This is a genomic window from Pseudomonas sp. YY-1 (genome assembly GCF_002843095.1).
In the GTDB taxonomy this organism is placed as follows: Bacteria; Pseudomonadota; Gammaproteobacteria; order Pseudomonadales; family Pseudomonadaceae; genus Aquipseudomonas; species Aquipseudomonas sediminis_A.
Map to the genome: position 1 here is coordinate 45,535 of NZ_PJLX01000006.1, position 16,938 is coordinate 62,472.

The 16,938-nt window shown below is 64.8% G+C and carries 17 protein-coding genes; 5 read left to right on the top strand and 12 right to left on the bottom strand.

The window, feature by feature from the left end; all coding sequences use genetic code 11:
* Window positions 1-41 precede the first annotated feature (41 nt).
* A complete protein-coding gene (locus tag CXP40_RS10295) occupies window positions 42-1,106 on the top strand; it encodes a DUF2157 domain-containing protein (RefSeq protein ID WP_106733631.1) in 1,065 nt (354 codons plus the stop codon).
* Window positions 1,103-1,900 carry a DUF4824 family protein gene (locus CXP40_RS10300; protein WP_106733632.1) on the top strand — a complete coding sequence of 266 codons (798 nt, stop codon included), beginning with the start codon at window positions 1,103-1,105 and terminating at the stop codon, window positions 1,898-1,900. The genes CXP40_RS10295 and CXP40_RS10300 overlap by 4 nt, the downstream gene beginning before the upstream one ends.
* 229 nt (window positions 1,901-2,129) lie before the next feature.
* Here CXP40_RS10300 and CXP40_RS10305 read toward each other — a convergent pair whose 3' ends face one another.
* From CXP40_RS10305 to CXP40_RS10320, 4 genes are all read right to left on the bottom strand, one after another.
* Complete coding sequence (locus tag CXP40_RS10305; protein ID WP_099522908.1) at window positions 2,130-2,573, bottom strand: hypothetical protein; 444 nt, start codon at window positions 2,571-2,573, stop codon at window positions 2,130-2,132.
* Window positions 2,574-2,656: 83 nt separating this feature from the next.
* Window positions 2,657-4,996, bottom strand: a complete 2,340-nt coding sequence (locus CXP40_RS10310; RefSeq protein ID WP_106733633.1) for an FdhF/YdeP family oxidoreductase — start codon at window positions 4,994-4,996, stop codon at window positions 2,657-2,659.
* Entirely contained in the window at window positions 4,993-5,808 is an 816-nt protein-coding gene (gene fdhD / locus CXP40_RS10315) for a formate dehydrogenase accessory sulfurtransferase FdhD (RefSeq protein ID WP_099522906.1), read from the bottom strand. The genes CXP40_RS10310 and fdhD overlap by 4 nt, the downstream gene beginning before the upstream one ends.
* Before the next feature lie 97 nt (window positions 5,809-5,905).
* On the bottom strand, window positions 5,906-6,793 hold the full coding sequence (locus CXP40_RS10320; RefSeq protein WP_099522905.1) for a LysR family transcriptional regulator: 888 nt from the start codon (window positions 6,791-6,793) through the stop codon (window positions 5,906-5,908).
* Window positions 6,794-6,912: 119 nt separating this feature from the next.
* On the opposite strand from CXP40_RS10320, the gene lysM reads away from it, so the two are divergent.
* Window positions 6,913-7,350 carry a peptidoglycan-binding protein LysM gene (gene lysM, locus CXP40_RS10325; protein WP_099522904.1) on the top strand — a complete coding sequence of 146 codons (438 nt, stop codon included), beginning with the start codon at window positions 6,913-6,915 and terminating at the stop codon, window positions 7,348-7,350.
* Between the two features lie 75 nt (window positions 7,351-7,425).
* Here lysM and yrfG read toward each other — a convergent pair whose 3' ends face one another.
* Window positions 7,426-8,106 carry a GMP/IMP nucleotidase gene (gene yrfG / locus CXP40_RS10330; RefSeq protein WP_106733799.1) on the bottom strand — a complete coding sequence of 227 codons (681 nt, stop codon included), beginning with the start codon at window positions 8,104-8,106 and terminating at the stop codon, window positions 7,426-7,428.
* A 267-nt stretch (window positions 8,107-8,373) separates the two neighbouring features.
* Here yrfG and nudE point away from each other — a divergent pair, with 267 nt between their 5' ends.
* Both nudE and cysQ read left to right on the top strand, forming a co-directional pair.
* Complete coding sequence (nudE, locus tag CXP40_RS10340) at window positions 8,374-8,940, top strand: ADP compounds hydrolase NudE (protein WP_106733634.1); 567 nt, start codon at window positions 8,374-8,376, stop codon at window positions 8,938-8,940.
* Entirely contained in the window at window positions 8,937-9,755 is an 819-nt protein-coding gene (gene cysQ, locus CXP40_RS10345; protein ID WP_106733635.1) for a 3'(2'),5'-bisphosphate nucleotidase CysQ, read from the top strand. Before nudE ends, cysQ begins: the two co-directional genes overlap by 4 nt.
* Before the next feature lie 107 nt (window positions 9,756-9,862).
* On the opposite strand, the gene CXP40_RS10350 is transcribed toward cysQ, so the two are convergent.
* The 7 genes from CXP40_RS10350 to CXP40_RS10380 form a co-directional block, all read right to left on the bottom strand.
* Window positions 9,863-11,770, bottom strand: coding sequence for a beta-ketoacyl synthase (locus CXP40_RS10350; protein WP_106733636.1), 1,908 nt, complete (start codon window positions 11,768-11,770; stop codon window positions 9,863-9,865).
* A gap of 304 nt (window positions 11,771-12,074) precedes the next feature.
* Window positions 12,075-13,346 carry a dihydroorotase gene (locus tag CXP40_RS10355; RefSeq protein ID WP_106733637.1) on the bottom strand — a complete coding sequence of 424 codons (1,272 nt, stop codon included), beginning with the start codon at window positions 13,344-13,346 and terminating at the stop codon, window positions 12,075-12,077.
* Window positions 13,346-14,353 carry an aspartate carbamoyltransferase catalytic subunit gene (locus tag CXP40_RS10360; RefSeq protein WP_011920651.1) on the bottom strand — a complete coding sequence of 336 codons (1,008 nt, stop codon included), beginning with the start codon at window positions 14,351-14,353 and terminating at the stop codon, window positions 13,346-13,348. The genes CXP40_RS10355 and CXP40_RS10360 overlap by 1 nt, the downstream gene beginning before the upstream one ends.
* A 10-nt stretch (window positions 14,354-14,363) precedes the next feature.
* The gene (gene pyrR, locus CXP40_RS10365; RefSeq protein ID WP_106733638.1) at window positions 14,364-14,867 is read right to left on the bottom strand and encodes a bifunctional pyr operon transcriptional regulator/uracil phosphoribosyltransferase PyrR; all 504 of its coding nucleotides are present in this window, start codon (window positions 14,865-14,867) and stop codon (window positions 14,364-14,366) included.
* A 30-nt stretch (window positions 14,868-14,897) separates the two neighbouring features.
* A complete protein-coding gene (gene ruvX, locus CXP40_RS10370; RefSeq protein WP_099522898.1) occupies window positions 14,898-15,335 on the bottom strand; it encodes a Holliday junction resolvase RuvX in 438 nt (145 codons plus the stop codon).
* Window positions 15,332-15,901, bottom strand: a complete 570-nt coding sequence (locus CXP40_RS10375; protein ID WP_106733639.1) for a YqgE/AlgH family protein — start codon at window positions 15,899-15,901, stop codon at window positions 15,332-15,334. Before CXP40_RS10375 ends, ruvX begins: the two co-directional genes overlap by 4 nt.
* 94 nt (window positions 15,902-15,995) lie before the next feature.
* A complete protein-coding gene (locus tag CXP40_RS10380) occupies window positions 15,996-16,892 on the bottom strand; it encodes an energy transducer TonB (protein WP_106733640.1) in 897 nt (298 codons plus the stop codon).
* Between the last annotated feature and the right edge of the window lie 46 nt (window positions 16,893-16,938).

The following is a 16,938-nucleotide window of genomic DNA, read 5'->3' on the forward strand; positions in this document are numbered from 1 at the left end:
GGCCTGCTAGGCTGTGGGCAGTCATTTGTCAGGGAGTGCCCATGTCCGATCTCGAGCGTGAGCAGGCGCAACAGCGTGCCGCTCGCATCGCCGCCTTCCGCGAGGAGCTGGCGGAGTTGCGTCAGGAGCAGGTGTTGCAACTGAGCGCGACACAGGAACAAGCCGTCACCGACCATCATCGCCAATTACTGGCGCACTTTCGCCAGTCGCTGGATATCGACGCCGATGCTCGCGCACGCCAGCTCTCACTGGGGATGCGCCTGGCCTCGCTGTTCGGCGCGCTGGCGCTGGCGGCCGGATTGTTCTTTCTGTTCTACCAGTTCTGGGGGCTGTTCGACGCCTTCGCGCAGGTCGCCATCTTGGTAGGCAGTACCCTGGGCAGCCTGCTGCTTTGCTTCTGGCTGCAGGCTCGCGACACTTCGGGTTATTACGCCAAGCTGGCCTCGGTGCTGGCATTCGTCTGCTTCGTGCTGAACCTGTCGATGCTCGGGCAGATCTTCAATATCACCCCGTCGGACAAGGCCCTGCTGCCCTGGGGCGCGTTGGCGCTGCTATTGGCTTATCAATGCCGCCAGCGTCTGTTGCTGGTGGTGGCATTGCTCTGCTTCGGCCTGTTCGTCGCGGCTCGCCTGGGTGATTGGGCGGGCTGGCACTGGTGGTCGCTGGGTGAACGGCCGGAGCTGTTCATACCGCTGGCGGCGCTGTTGCTCGTGCCGCAAGTGCTCGATCAGCGGCGTTATTCGGGCTTTGCCGCCTGCTACCGAGTAGTGGGGCTGCTCTACCTGCTCGGTCCGGTGCTGGTGCTGTCCTACTGGGGAGGCGGCAGCTATCTCGACTGGCCGACGGGCTGGATCGAGGCGTTCTACCAGGCGCTCGGTTTCGTCCTCGCCGGGTTGACGATATGGCTCGGCATTCGCCGCGGCTGGGGCGAGGTGGTCAACACCGGCCTGGTCTTCGCGTTGATCATGCTCTTCGCCAAGCTGTTCGACTGGTGGTGGCAGTTGCTGCCGCGCTACCTGTTCTTCCTCCTGCTCGGGTTGATCGCCGTGCTACTGCTGGTGGTGTTGCAACGCTGGCGGCGCAACGCGCCGGGAGGTGCGCAATGAAGCGGGCAGCATGGCTTGGCCTTGGTGTGGTGTTGCTGAGCAATGCTGTCGCCCTGGGCGGCGTCTGGTACAACCGCAGCGGCGAGCCCGAGGCGCAACTGCTGCTCAGCGAGCGCGAGCTGCAGCGCGTTTACGGTGGCTGGTTGCGCGATGAGGACGATGGCGTACTGCGTCTGCAACTGAGCTGGCAGCGCCCCGGTGATGGTTGGCAGTTGCCCTGGCTGGACGAGGCCAAGCTGCGCGAGCTGGGTTTCTCCGCTACCGATGAGCAAACCTTGAACAGACAGCCTGCACGCCAGGTCTGGCTGGTTCTGGAGCTGGATGGACCGTTGTACCGAGGTCAGGTCGAGGAGGCGCGGCAGGCTCTGAGCGGGGCCGAAGCTGAATTGCGCGCCAAGCCAGAGAGCGAGGTGTTACAGCAGGAGCGCGATGAGCGCCAGCGGCGCCTGCAATTCGTCGAGCAACAGGCCAGCCGTTTGATGCTGGTGGATGCGGGCGTAGATGCGCAGGTGCTGCGCCAGCGTTGGCCGGATCGGCAGCGTCAGGTGTTACTGGCCGGGCGTATCGAACCCTATCGCCACGCTGCTGAAGCCGGTTACGGCGCCACCATTCGCCTGGAGAATGACCGCCTGAGTGTGCCCTACGCCTATCGTGAATTAGCGCGTGGCTGGGAGCGCAGCTACGAACAAACAGGGTTCAAGGCGCAGGTCGAAGTGGCCTTCGGTCGTCGCCATGAACCCTGGGTGATGGGGTTTGTTGGCGTTTCGCCGCGACCGCGCCGGAGCCAGTTTTAGCGCGGAGCTAGGCACGAGACGCGAAGTTTGGTTGCCCAAATGAGCCGTCGAGTAACGACGCTCCACGCTAAAACTGGCCCGGCCCTTCGGGTTGCGCGGGAAATGACTCCCGCTGTTGTTGCAGGACTTGGCAAGGGAATGACCATTACCTGCGTCCTGCGCCTAACCGGGAGCCATTTCTCGCGGCAACGCGGCTTGCGTCGAAATGCCAACAGACCCCAGGCATCCGTCAGTGACGGCGCCAGTGTTTGTGGTGCTTCTTGTGTTTTTTGCCATGGTGTTTGTGATGCTTGCCGCGACGATCATCGTCGTAGCTGGCGTTGCCCATGTAGTTGCCCAGCGCGCCACCAGCGCCGCCGCCGACTGCTGCACCGACCACGCCGCCGGTGTTACCACCGACCTGCTGGCCGACCACGTTACCGCCCGCTGCGCCCAGGGCGCCGCCAATGGCGGCTTCGGTACGACTGCGGCGATCCGCGCCGACCATGCTGCCGGCGGCGCCACCGAGACCGGCACCGACCGCAGCGCCAGTGTTGCCACCGACCTGCTGACCAACCATCGCACCCACTGCGCCACCGAGTGCGCCGCCCAGGCCGGCCTCGGTATTGCCGGCAAAGGCAAAACCGCCGCTAGTCAGGCCAAGGGAAAGAAAGAAGAGTTGCAGAGACTTCATGGACACCTCGATAACAGAAACCGCCAGATGGCGAGCGTTACGCCATTGACCAGCGATTTCTGTACGAGGTTCCTGGCCGCCGGTCAGCTTGCTGCGCTGCTGCCCAGCAGATTGCCGCCGCTGGCAGCCTGCAGGCGGATGGCGACGAACTTGCTGGTCGGTGTGCTGCTGCCGACGCCGGCGCTTTCCAGCGGCACCAGCGGATTGGCTTCGGGGAAGTAGGCAGCGGCCTGGCCGGCCGGGATATCGAAAGCGAGCAGGGTGAAACCGCTCACCCGGCGTTCGATGCCATCGTTCCACAACGAGCGGATGTCCACCTTCTGCCCGGGCTTGAAGCCCAGGCGCAGGATGTCCGCCTCGTTGGCGAAGAGCACGTCGCGCTGCCCGCGCACGCCGCGGTAGCGGTCGTCGAGGCCGTACACCGTGGTGTTGTACTGATCGTGCGAGCGCAGGGTCTGCAGGATCAGATCCGGCGTCTCACCGCTTTCGCGCACCTGCGGGGGCAGCAGGTCGTCGAGCAGCGCATTGGCCTTGAAGTTGGCCTTGCCGGATGCCGTTTTCCACTGGCGCGCGCCGGCCGAGTTGCCGAGGTAGAAACCACCGGGGTGAGCGACACGCTGGTTGAAATCCTGGAAGCCGGGGATGGTGTCGGCGATCAGCTCGCGGATGCGGTCGTAATCGGCGATCAGCGCGTCCCAGTCCACCGGATGGTTGCCCAGAGTTGCCTTGGCGATCCCGGCGACGATGGCCGGCTCCGAGCGCATCTCGCTGCCGGAGAGCGGTTCGAGCTGGCCGTAGGAGGCGTGGATCATGCTGAACGAATCTTCCACCGTCACCGCCTGCGGGCCACCGGCCTGATGGTCGATGTCGGTACGGCCCAGGCACGGCAGGATCAGCGCGTCGCGGCCGACGGTGAGGTGACTGCGATTGAGCTTGGTGCTGATCTGCACGGTGAGGTCGCAGCTCTGCAGTGCCTTGTGCGTGCGCGGACTGTCCGGCGTGGCCTGGGCAAAGTTGCCACCGAGGCCGATGAATACCTTGGCCTGGCCGTCGATCATGGCGTTGATCGCCTCGACGGTGTTGTGGCCATTCTCGCGCGGTACCTTGAACTGAAAGCGCTTTTCCAGGGCGTCGAGCAGCGTGACCGGCGGGCGGTCGTTGATGCCCATGGTGCGGTCGCCCTGTACGTTGCTATGGCCACGCACCGGGCACAGGCCGGCGCCGGGGCGGCCGAGGTTGCCGCGCAGCAGTTGCAGGTTGACGATTTCCTGGATGGTGGCCACCGAGTGGTGGTGCTGGGTGATGCCCATGGCCCAGCAGATGATGACCCGCTCGGCGCGGCGGTACATGCGCGCCGCCTGTTCGATTTCCAGCAGGCTCAGGCCGGACTGGGCTTCGAGCGCCTCCCAGGTGGTGTCGTCGAGCAGCTTCAGGTAGGCCTCGACACCATCGGTGTGCTCAGCGATGAAAGCATGGTCGAACACCGCTGCCTCACCCTTGGACTGCGCCTCGCGCTCCCACAACAGCAGGAACTTGGCGATGCCGCGCATGGCGGCCATGTCGCCGCCCAGGGCCGGACGGAAGAACGCGGTGTTCAGCGGCTCGGAGCCGTTGGTGAGCATCTCCAGCGCGTGTTGCGGATGCTGGAAACGCTCCAGGCCGCGCTCCTTGAGCGGGTTGAAGCAGACCACCTGGGCGCCGCGTTTGACCGCTTCACGCAGCGGTTCGAGCATGCGCGGGTGGTTGGTGCCGGGGTTCTGGCCGAGGACGAAAATGGCGTCGGCATGCTCGAAATCGTTGAAGGTCACGCTGCCCTTGCCGATGCCCACACTCTGGCCGAGGGCGACGCCGCTGGCCTCGTGGCACATGTTCGAGCAGTCGGGGAAGTTGTTGGTGCCATAGGCGCGCACGAACAACTGGTAGAGGTATGCCGCCTCGTTGCTGGCACGGCCGGAGGTGTAGAACTCGGCGTGATCCGGACTCGGCAGTGCCTTCAGATGCCTGGCGATCAGCGCGAAGGCTTCGGCCCAGGTGGTCTTCGTGTAGCGATCGGTGCTGGCGTCATAGCGCATCGGGTGGGTCAGGCGGCCCTGGTATTCGAGCCAGTAGTCGCTCTGCTCGCGCAGTTGGCTGACCGTGTAGCGGGCAAAGAAGGCCGGGTCCACGCGGCGTTTGGTGGCTTCCCAGTTGACCGCCTTGGCGCCGTTCTCGCAGAACTTGATATGGCCGTCTTCGGGCGAATCGCCCCAGGCGCAGCCGGGGCAGTCGAAACCGCCGTTCTGGTTGGTCTTGAGCAGCGCGCGCAGGTTCTTGAACGGCTGTTTACTGTCCAGCCAGAAGCGGGTCACGGCGTTCAGTGCACCCCAGCCAGCGGCTGGGCCTTTGTAGGGCTTATAGCGAGGATTGACGGGTTGCAGGCTCATGGTCGTTCTTCTTCGTCAGGCGCAGGGCTGTAGACCCGCGGCGTGCTGTGATGGGGCAGGTGGATCAGGTTGAGGCGATGGCGCCGCGCCCAGTCCACGGTCAGTGCGGTGGGCGCGGAGAGGCTCACCAGGGTGCCGATGCCGGCACGTACCGCCTTGTGCAGCAGTTCCAGGCTGCAGCGGCTGGTGACCAGGGCGAAGCCACCGTGAGTGTCGATACGTTCGCGGGCGATGGCGCCGATCAGCTTGTCCAGAGCGTTATGGCGACCGATGTCTTCACGGCACAGACGAATCTCACCGCTGGCATCGATGAACAAGGCCGCATGCAGCGCTCCGCTGTGGCGTGCCAGTTGCTGTTGCTCACCGATGCGCTCGCGCAGGCCGCTCAGGTGTTCCAGCGGTGGCAGGGCGGCGCCTGGCAAAGCCGTCAGGGCTGGCAGGGCCTGTTCCAGCGCATCCACGCCGCACAGGCCGCAACCACTGGTGCCAGCCATTTGCCGGCGTTGTTGCTTGAGTGCCCAGAAGGCGCGACTGCTGACCTGCAAGCGGGCTTCGCGGCTGTCACCCAGGCCGCGCAACTGGATGTCATAGATGTCGTCGATTGACTTGATCAAGTCGTTGCCAAGACTGAAGCCGACGGCAAAATCTTCCAGGTGATGGGGCGAAACCATCATCACCGCCTGGTTCAGGTCGTTGTAGCTGATCGCCAGGGCACATTCTTCGGCCAGTGCAGCGTGCTGCGCGCGACCGTCACCGAGTTCGGCGTAGGTATAGGCACTGGCAATGTGCGGCTGGGCGGCTGGCTTGGCCATCGAGGCGCGCTCTGTGACAGATTGACACAGCTAAGCCTAGGCCCATGGGCGGGGAGCGTCTAATCGTTGGCTTTGATGTGTTGATCGAGCAAATCTATCAAGCGTTCGCCAGCCACTCTCGTGCCTCTTCGAAACAGGCTTGCGCGAGCGGTGAGGCAGGGGCGCTACGGCGCATGATCAGGCCCTGAGGTGCCAGGGTATGAGCATCCTCGATGGGTAGCAGGCGCAGATGACCGTCGGTCGGAGCGCCGTCGGTCGGCAATGGCATGACGCTGCAGCACAGCCCGGCGCTGACCGCTTGAGTCAGGTGGTGCACGGCATCAGCCTCCAGGCGTACCTGCGGGCTCAGGCCGCGAGCACGGAAGCTGTGATCGATGGACTGGCGAAAGTGCATACCGGTGGAGAGCAGGCCCAGGGGCAGGTTGGCCAGCTGCTCCCAGCGCAGACTAGCGCTGACGAAGTGGAAGTGGCGCTGATCGTAGAGCAGGCCCATGCGTGCTTCGGCCAGCTCCAGGCTGGCGAAATGCTCGCGGTCTAGTCGGTCGAGATAGGACAGACCAAGGTCGAGCTGATTGCGGACCAGTCCCTCGAGAATCTGATCGCTGCTCAGCGCGTGCAACTGAAAGCGCAGCCCAGGGTGACGCTCGGCGAACAGACTGATCAGGCGCATCGGGTCGAAACTGGCCAGCGGCACCACGCCCAGGCGCAGGGTGCCCACCAGGTGCCCACGACAGGCTGCAGCTTCGGCGAGCAGGCCATCCTGTGCGGCCAGCACACTGCGTGCCCAGGCCAGGATACGCTCACCTTCGGCGCTGAAACCTTCGAAGCGCTGCCCGCGACGTACCAGCTCCAGGCCCAGCTCGTCTTCCAGTTGGCGCAAGCGCATGGACAGCGTCGGCTGGGTCACGTGGCAGCGCGCAGCGGCCTGACCGAAGTGGCGGGTCTCGTCGAGGGCGACGAGGAATTTCAGCTGCTTTATGTCCATGGGGGCTCCTGGTTTGCCCGGATTCTAATGCGCGAACGCTAATCAGGGGTGTTTCCTGAACTAGACTTTGGTCTCCGGGCGGTTTGCCCGGTCATTCACAAGGAACGAGAGGAATCGCCATGAGTCTGTTTGCCTTTGTCAAAGACGCCGGGGTCAAGCTCTGGGAGTCGCTGGTGGGTCAGGAGGCGCAGGCCGCCGAATCGCTCAAGGAGCATGTCGCCAAGGTTGGCCTGGGCAACCCCGACATCGAGGTCAGCGTCGAGGGCGACAAGGTCATCGCTCGCGGCGAGGTGGCCAGCCAGGAAGAGAAGGAAAAGATTCTCCTGGCGCTGGGCAACGTGGCCGGCGTCGGTGAGGTCGATGATCAGATCAGCGTGACCACGCCCGCGCCCGAAGCGCGCTTCGTCACGGTGAAGAAGGGCGACACGCTGAGCGCGATTGCCAAGGCCGAGTACGGCAATGCCAATGCCTACATGAAGATATTCGAAGCCAACAAGCCGATGCTCAGTCACCCGGACAAAATCTATCCGGGACAGGTATTGCGGATTCCCGAGTAAACCCGTGCTCAGGTGCCGCGGGGGCTTGGCCTTGGCGGCGATCGGCGTCATTCGCGATCGCCGCCAAGCCGGCTCCTACAGCGAGGGCGTCGCAGACAGTCCGTGCACCAACTCCCGGTAGTCCTCCACTGCGGCGAACTCCTCGGTATCTTTAGGCCCGGCCTGGCTGTCTGGCTGGCGCACGGCGAGCAGATGGGCAACACCGAACTGCCCGGCGCTGCGCAGGATCGGCAGGCTGTCATCGATGAACAGGCTGCGGGCCGGGTCGAAGTCGACGTCCTGGCGCAGGGCGAACCAGAACTGCTGATCCTCCTTGGGGAAACCGTAGTCGTGGGAGCTGATCAGGCGTTCGAACCAGGGCGCCAGCTCGACGCGTTCCAGTTTCAGCGACAGCGAATCGCGGTGCGCGTTGGTGATCAGCACCACGCGTTTGCCAGCTTCGCGCAGGGCGCGCAGAAACAGTTCTGCATCCGTGCGCAGGGCGATCAGGTGCGCGACCTCGCGCTTGAGCTCGCGGATCGACAGCCGCAGCTCGCGGCTCCAGAAGTCGGTGCAGTACCAGTTCAGCGTACCGGCATGCTCGCGAAACAGCGGCAGCAGTTCGGCTTGGGCCAGCGCCAGGCTGACGCCATGGTGCTCGGCGTAGCGTTGCGGCAGGTGGGTGAGCCAGAAGTGGTTGTCGAAGTGCAGGTCGAGCAACGTGCCGTCCATGTCCAGCAGGACGGTGTCGATCTGCTGCCAGGGTAGTACGGGCATGCTCATCTCTCTGATCGGACACCTTAAAAACTACTTGCGTTGTCATCGCTGCGTTGAAAACAGGCTCGAATGCTCATGTACAACAGTACACTCCGCGTTCTCGCCTCTGTTTTCGCCTTGCGCTGACTGCCTCGCCGACGTTTTAAAGGTGTCCTGTGGGGGTAAGGGTCAATCCGTGGCCTGTTTCGCCTTGATGCAATCTCGGCCACGGATAATGGCGAAAGCCGCTGTATGATAACCCGCTCGGTCCCGCCAAGGAGTCGCCTCATGCGCCAAAAGCCCACGGTTCTCGCTCGCGAAATTGTCGCCAGCAGCCGTCTGTTTCGTGTCGAGGAAGTGCAGTTGCGCTTCTCCAACGGCACGGAGCGCACCTATGAGCGACTGGTCGGCAAGGGCTCGGGCTACGGCGCGGTGATGGTGGTGGCGATGCTCGACGCCGAACACGCGGTGCTGATCGAGGAGTATTGCGGCGGCACCGATGACTACCAGCTGTCGCTGCCCAAAGGCTTGATCGAGCCGGGTGAAGACGTGTTGGTGGCAGCCAACCGCGAGCTCAAGGAAGAGGCTGGTTTCGGCGCGCACGAACTGGAGTACATCACCGAGCTGAGCCTGTCGCCCGGTTACATGAGTCAGAAGATTCAGGTGGTGCTGGCGCGCAATCTGTACGAAGAGCGCCTGCCGGGTGACGAGCCCGAGCCGATGCGGGTCGATCGCATCAGCCTGCGTGAGTTGTCCAGCCTGGCCCAGCACGAACAGTTCAGCGAAGGCCGTGCGCTGGCTGCGTTGTACCTGGTGCGCGATCTGCTGACTCAGCGCGGGGATTACCGTCCGTGAGTCATCCCTTTATTCCCCAGGTGATCGAACTGGTTCGTGCGGCGGGCGCGGCGACGCTGCCGTACTGGCGCAGCGGTGTGGCGGTGACGGAGAAAGCCGATGCCTCGCCGGTGACCGCCGCCGATCTGGCCGCACACCATATCCTGCTCGATGGCCTGCAGGCGCTGGCGCCGGAGGTGCCGGTGCTGTCAGAGGAGGCCGCCGACATTCCGCTGGCTGAGCGCGCCGCCTGGACGCGTTGGTGGCTGGTCGATCCGCTCGATGGCACCAAGGAATTTATCGCCGGCTCCGAAGAGTTCACGGTCAATGTCGCGCTGGTCGAACAGGGACGAGTGGTCTTCGGTGTGGTCGGCATTCCTGCCAATGGCCGCTGCTATTACGGCGGCGCTGGTTTGGGCGCCTGGTGCAGCGATATGCCGGGCGAGGAGCATTCGATCAGCGTGCGCCTGGCGCCCGCGCAGGGCTTTACCCTGGTGGCCAGCAAGCGCCATTCGAGCCCAGCGCAGGAAACTCTACTCGCAGGTCTGGCCCAGCGTTTCGGCGAGCCGGCGTTGGCCAATATCGGCAGCTCGCTGAAGTTCTGTCTGCTGGCTGAAGGCAATGCCGACTGCTATCCGCGCCTGGCGCCCACCTCGCAGTGGGATACCGCAGCCGCGCAGGGCGTGCTGGAAGGGGCGGGTGGTGATGTGCTGGATCTGGCCGGCGAAGTGCTGACCTACGAGGCGCGCGAATCCTTCCTCAATCCGTCTTTCCTGGCGCTGCCGGCCGCCGCCGAGTGGCGTGGCGAGCTGATCGAGCTGGCGCGTAGTCTGTAGCCTTGACACTTTACCTGTAGGAGCGAGCTCTGCTCGCGAACCCTGGTTACCCAGAAGCTTCGCGAGCAGAGCTCGCTCCTACGGTTTGTGCGTCGTTGCCGCTTCGCTCAATCGAGCATATCGCTGTAACGCGCGTCCTTCCTGAACACCAGCGGCTGGTCGAAGCCCGGCACCTTCACTTCTTCGGTGGTGATGGAAATCGCCTGGTCGTCGATCATGTCGTTGCCGAAGTTGTAGATGATGTCCAGCTTGCCCAGCAGGGCAAGTTGGTCGTACGCGGCAGCGGCGGCGCGTGTGTCTTCACGGCGTGCCAGGTAGGCGTCGAAAGCGGCCTGGCCATGACGCTTGCGCAGCATGCGCTCGGTCACGTGCGGGGCCAGCACCAAGGCGCTGGCGTTGTTGCCGCCGAAGCCCTTGGAGTTGATGAAGGCCACGTCCAGCGCCTGCTCACCCACCTTGCGGTCTTCGGTGGACAGGCTCAGGTGATCCTGGTGCACGTCGCCAGCGACTGCGTCGATGGTCTTCAGACCCGGCACGATGCCGTACTTGAAGGCGCCGAGTGCGCCGATCACCTGGTCGCCGCTGGCGGTTGCCAGGGAGTGACCAACGAAGGCTTTCACTGCAGTGACCGGCCACTGTTCGATGCCGAAGGCCGCCGCGACGCGGTCGAGGATTTCCGACTCGGTGACGCGGTTGGCCGGTGTGCTCGAGCCGTGGGCGTGGACGAAGCTGCGGTTGCGCACGGCGTCCAGGCCGAGCAGTTGCACGGCGCTGGCCACGGCCTTGGCCACGGTCAGGTAATTGCCCGGGCCGGGGGCGGAAATGGATTTCTTGAAACCATCGGCGTTGATGAACACGTCCGGCACGGCGCCGTGGATATCGGCACCCAGCTCCAGGGCCAGCTCATCGTCCATCAGCACCACGAACTGGCAGGCTTCGGCCAGGGTGAAGCCGCAGTTGTCGCCGAACGGGCGGCTGGCGCGGCGGAAGTCCACCTCGCTCTTGCCTTCGATCTGGCGCAGGCCTTCCTCGGTGGCCAGTGCGCCCATGGCGCCGTAGCCCTCGATGCATTCCTGGTTGATCGGCGCCTCGCTGCTGCCGACGATGACCACGCGCGCCTTGCTTGAGGCGATCTGCTCGATGCCCTTCTGCAGGTTGTAGAGGAAGGTGGCGCAGGCACCGGTGATGCTGCCGGTGGTGCCGACGCTACCGAGCACATAGGCGTTGATGAAGTCCGCCGGCATGGTGTTCAGGCCCAGGGCCAGTTGCTTGGCCGTGACGCGACCACCTTTGAGACGCGACTGCATCATGCCGCCGAAACCGTTCTCGTCGAGCTGGCTCATGATGCAGCTGGCGAATACGGCGATCTCGTCCGGGGCGACGTGCTGGACGATGCGCTGCCAGTCGATGCCCACCGAGCGCAGGGCGTCGGTGACGCCGACTACGGTCATGGCCAGGCCGCGGGGGTGAAAACGGGCGTTGTACAGCTCGCTCGGCTCGAAGCCGGTGGGCAACTGGCCGGCGGATTTCACTGCCAGCGGGCGATAGCTGTCGATCTTGAATTCGCAACTGTCATGCAGGGTTACGCGTACTTCGTTGCCTTCGAGCTCTTCGACCGACCAGTTGGCCGGCAGCGGCTCGGGCAGTTGCTTGCGCTGGGTGATGAAGCTCAGGTTGGCGCCATTGACGGGGGCGAGGCTGATGCTTTTCTGCCAGTGGGCGGCGTCCGGGTCCAGGTGCTGCTTCTCGAGACGGCGCACCAGGGTGCCGGCGAGGATCTCCTTGGCGTAGCGGCTTTCGATGTCGGCGAGGCTCAGCGCCTGGCCGTCCTGATCCTGGTACTGGCCATCGACCACGCGCACCAGTTTCATCATTTGCGCCAATCCGGCCAGGGTTTCCTGGCGCGCCTGGGGTTCCAGCGACTCCTGCACGGTGCGACGGAAGCCATGGTGGAAGGAGCTGCGCCCGGCTGCGTTGTAACCCCCAAAACCCACGATCACAGGTAAGCGCGACATAAATCAAAAGCTCCTGAACAAGGCCAGCGCGACGCCAGGCCGGCGCCTTCGGGCGCGAGCGGGGTCATAGGGCGGTGGCATTTGGAAAATTTCGGCTGCCTAACCTGACGTGGATCATGACCGTCGAGTCACTACTTCGTCCAATGTCGTGGCAAGAGCGGGGCGTGTCGCGGATGGGAAGGTCGCCTGGACGTAGGGTGCGCCGTGCGCACCGCGGCCTTCAGCGGTTGGTGCCTGCGGCCTGGGCGATCCCGCGACACCCTACGGAGCTGGCGAGCCCGCCGGGTGGCGGGCTCGTATCGGTTCAACCCTGGTAGCTGATGTGTCCGTCGACCAGTGTGTAGCGCACCGCGCCAGGCAGGCAATGGCCGATGAACGGGCAGTTGCTGCCCTTGGAGTACCACTGCTCGCCGGCGATGGTCGAGGCCTGCGCATCGAACAGCACGATATCGGCGGCGCCGCCGACGTTCAGGCTGCCGGCTGGCAGGCGCAGCGCGGCGGCGGGGCCGTTGGTCAGTCGCGCCAGCAGCGTCGGCAGATCCAGCAGGCCGTCCTGCACCAGGCTCAGGGCCAGTGGCAGCAGCAACTGTACGCTGCTGATGCCCGGCTCGGTGGCGGCGAAGGGCGCCAGCTTGGCATCGCGCTCGTGCGGCTGGTGGTGGCTGGAGATGGCAGAGATCACCCCGGCTTTCACCGCTTCGCGCAGACCGTCGCGGTCGGTGCGCGAGCGCAGCGGCGGCTGCACGTGATAGAGGCTGGAGAAGTCGATCAATGCTTCGTCGGTGAGGATCAGCTGGTACAGCGCCACGTCGGCGGTCACCGGCAGGCCGCGGGCTTGGGCAGCGGCGATCAGCTCGGCCCCACGGGCGCTGGTGATCTGGCTGAAGTGCGCGCGCACGCCGCTCTGTTCCACCAGCAGCAGGTCGCGAGCCAGGGCCACGGTTTCGGCGGTTTCCGGGATGCCGGCCAGGCCGAGGAAGCTGGCGGTCGGGCCTTCGTGAGCCAGGCCGCCTTCGGCCAGATCGGCATCCTGCGAGTGGAAGATCACCTGCAGGTCGAAGGTGGCTGCATATTCCAGCGCGCGGCGCAGGGTGCGGCTGCTGCGGAAGTTGTCCAGGCCATTGCCGAAGGCCACGCAGCCGGCGTCACGCAGGGCGACCAGTTCGGCGAGCTGCTCGCCAGCCAGGCCCTTGCTCAGCGCGCCGATCGGAAAGACCTTGGTGTGCCCGGCTTCGCGGGCGCGGTCGAGGATCAGCTCGGCCACCGCCGAGGTGTCCAGCACTGGCTTGGTGAACGGTGGGCAGCACAGGCTGGTGACGCCGCCGGCCGCTGCTGCCAGGGTTTCCGTGGCGATGCTGCCCTTGCGGCTATAGCCAGGCTCACGCAGGGCCACCGACAGGTCGACCAGGCCGGGCGCTGCGATCAGGCCTTGGGCGTCGAGACTGTTGTCGGCAACGAAGCCAGCCGGCGCTTGACCAGTGGCGACCAGCTTGCCGCCTTCTATATAGAGGTCGGTGACCTGATCCAGTCCGCTGGCTGGATCGATCACGCGGGCGCCGAGGATTGCGGTACGCATCAGTTGGCCTCCTCGGCGTTGAGTTGACGTTGGGCGTTCTGCCCGCTCATGGCCATCGACAGCACGGCCATGCGGATGGCGATGCCGTAGGTGACCTGGTTGAGGATCACCGACTGCGGGCCGTCGGCCACTGCCGACTCGATTTCGACGCCGCGGTTGATCGGCCCCGGGTGCATCACCAAGGCATCCGGCTTGGCCAGCTTGAGGCGCTGCTCGGTCAGGCCGAACAGACGATAGAACTCGCCCTCGCTGGGCAGCAGGCCGCCCTGCATACGCTCGCGCTGCAGGCGCAGCATGATTACCACGTCGACGTCCTTGAGGCCTTCGTTGGCGTCGCTGAACACGCGTACGCCGTAGCTTTCCTCCAGGCCGATGGGCAGCAGAGTCTTCGGCGCGATCACGCGGATGTCCGGGCAGCCCAGGGTCTTCAGCGCCAGCATGTTCGAGCGTGCCACCCGCGAATGCAGAATGTCGCCGACGATGGCCACCGAGAGATTCTCGAAGTCGCCTTTGTGGCGGCGAATGGTGAGCATGTCGAGCATGCCCTGGGTCGGGTGGGCATGGCGGCCGTCGCCACCGTTGATGATCGCCAGGTTCGGGCACACGTGCTCGGCGATGAAGTGCGCAGCGCCGGAGTCGGCATGGCGCACGACGAAGATGTCGGCGGCCATGGCTTCGAGGTTGCGCAGGGTGTCGAACAGCGTCTCGCCCTTGCTGGTGGAACTGGTCGAGACGTTGAGGCTGATGACGTCGGCCGACAGGCGCTGGGCGGCCAGCTCGAAGGTGGTGCGGGTGCGCGTGGAGTTCTCGAAGAACACGTTGCACACGGTCTTGCCGCGCAGCAGCGGGACTTTCTTCACTGCCCGCGCGCCGACTTCGAGGAAGGAGTCGGCGGTGTCGAGGATTTCGGTCAACAGCTCGCGGGGCAAACCGTCGAGTGAGAGGAAGTGACGCAGCTGACCTTGGTCGTTCAGCTGCAGCGGGCGCTTGGCGGCGAGTGGCGTCATCGCGGGGGTCTCAGTTGGCGAGCGTCTGGAGTTCGAGGGTCAGCGGCGTGGGGCCGGACAATTTTACCCGCTCGTTGGCTGCCAGCGACAGGGTGGCACCGACCACGTCGGGGCGAATCGGCAACTCGCGGGCATCGAGGTCGAGCAGGCTGACCAGGGTCACACTGGCCGGGCGGCCATAATCGAACAGTTCGTTCAGTGCGGCGCGGATGGTGCGGCCGCTCATCAATACGTCGTCGATCAGTACCAGGTGCTGGCCTTCGATCTCGAACGGCAGCTCGGACGGTTGCACCTGTGGGTGCAGACCGTTCTGGGTGAAGTCGTCGCGGTAGAAGGACACGTCGAGCACGCCCAGCGCGTCGTCACGATTCAGGGCCTGCTGCAGGGCCTGGGCGACCCAGACACCGCCAGTGCGGATGCCGATAAAACGCGGTTCGCTGATCTGGCGCCGATTCAGATGCTGGGTCAGGGCGCTGGCCATGGCCGGTAGTAGATCGTTGGGGTTGGGTAGCATGGCGAAACTCCTTGGTGCGTGCTGACTCGATCAGCCCGTGCAGTTTTCCTCTAACCAGCCCTGTAGCAACAGAGCGGCAGCAATAGCATCGACGGGGCGCTCGCGATAGCCGCCACTCTGGCCTTCGCGCAGGCGCTGGCCCTTGGCCTCGAAGGTGGTCAGGCGTTCGTCGTGGGTGTAGGCCGGCAGGTTGAAGCGGCCGTTGAGGCGGCGGGCGAATTTCTCGGCGCGGGCGCTCATCTCGCTGGGCGTGCCATCCATGTTCAGCGGCAGGCCGACCACCACGGCGTCCGGCTGCCACTCCTTGATCAGCGCTTCGACGCGGCTCCAGTCCGGCACGCCGTTCTGCGCCTTGAGCACACACAGTTCGCGGGCCTGGCCGGTGATTACCTGGCCGACGGCGACGCCGATCTGCTTGGTGCCATAGTCGAAGCCCAGCAGCAGGCGCAGTGGCTTGTCGCTCATCAGGCGTGCCCGACCTGTGAGGTCAGCAGGCTGAGGTTGACCCCCAGGCGCGCAGCTGCGGCATTCAGGCGCTGGTCGAACGGCAGGTCGAAGAGAATGTTGCTGTCGGCGGGGCAGGTCAGCCAGGCGTTGTCGGCCAGTTCGGCCTCCAGTTGCCCGGCATCCCAGCCGGCGTAGCCGAGGGTGATCAGGTAGCGATCCGGGCCGCTGCCGTCGGCGATGGCGAACAGCGCATCCTGCGAGGTCGAAAGCCCCAGCTCGCCCAGGTCCAGGGTCGCCTGGAACTGCGGGCCAGCTGGATGCAGGACGAAGCCGCGGTCAGTCTGTACCGGGCCGCCGGCGAAGATCGGCAGGCTGTGGCACAGCGCCGCGGGCTCCTCATCGGGGCGTAATTGCTCCAGCACATCGGCCAGGTTGAGGCCATTGGGCTTGTTGATCACCAGGCCCATCGCGCCCTGCTCGTTGTGTTCGACCAGGTAGGTGACGGTCTGCGCAAAATTCGGATCGTCCATGTGCGGCATGGCGATCAGGAAGTGGTGCTTGAGCGAGGTAGGGGCTGAACTCTTCATGTCGGCTAGTTTGAAGCCGCAAGCTGCAAGCGACAAGCATCAGCAGAAGAACCTCCGTCGCGGTTCTCCGTATTGAGGCTTGTCGCGGCTCTGGCTAGTTGCTCGACAGGCGGTCGCCGCGCTCGAAGCGCCAGGTGCGGATGATCTCCAGGCGGTCGATATCGGCCAGGTCGCCGGTGAAGGGCGCATAGGGGGCGGCCAGGCGCACGATGCGCTGCGCGGCCTGATCGAGCATGGCCTGGCCGGACGATTCCAGCACCTGGACCTCGTACAGCGAGCCGTCACGATTGATCGACACCAGCAGGCGCAGACTGCCGTAGATGCGTTGTCGACGAGCATCGTCGGGATAATTCAGGTTGCCGATGCGCTCGACCTTCTTGCGCCATTCATCCTTGTACCAGGCCCCCTTGTCGCGCATGGTCGAGGCCGCATTGAGGCGGTGGATCTTCGGGCGTTTGGCGTACTGCTGAACCTCCTGGGCAAGCTCCGCCTCCAAGCTGGCGATCTCGGCGGACAACTGAGCGGAGTCGAACACTGGCGCAGGCTGGGTTTGAGGCACTGGTTTGGTTTCTTCACGTTTGACCGGAGTTTTTTGCTGCTGTGGTGCACGTGTAGCGACCGCGGCCTTGGGTGCTTCCTGTTTGGTGGCGGGCTGTTGTGGGGTAGCGGGCGGTGTGACCTTGCGCACCTCGCTGTCCTGGAAGGGCGCCTGTTCGGTGGTCTTGGGGGCAGCTGCGTGTTCCAGCGTGCCGCTGCCTTGCTGGTTGTCCTGCGCCAGGAAATCCGCTTCTTTGGGCTTTTCTTCGCTCTTGAAGGTGGAAAGCGTGATTTCCAGCGTCTTGCTGATTTCCGGCGGCGACTCCAGGGTAAAACCGACGCCGAGGATCAGTGCCGCGTGCAGTGCAGCCGCGAGAAACAGGGTGAATCCCAGGCGGTCCGCCGGTCGTGCGTTGGCGGAGGAGGTGGTCGGTGGGGTGGCTGCTGCGTTCATCGCGTATCGGGTCTGCTTTCGAATGTCGCGCAGTCTGCCGGGTAGC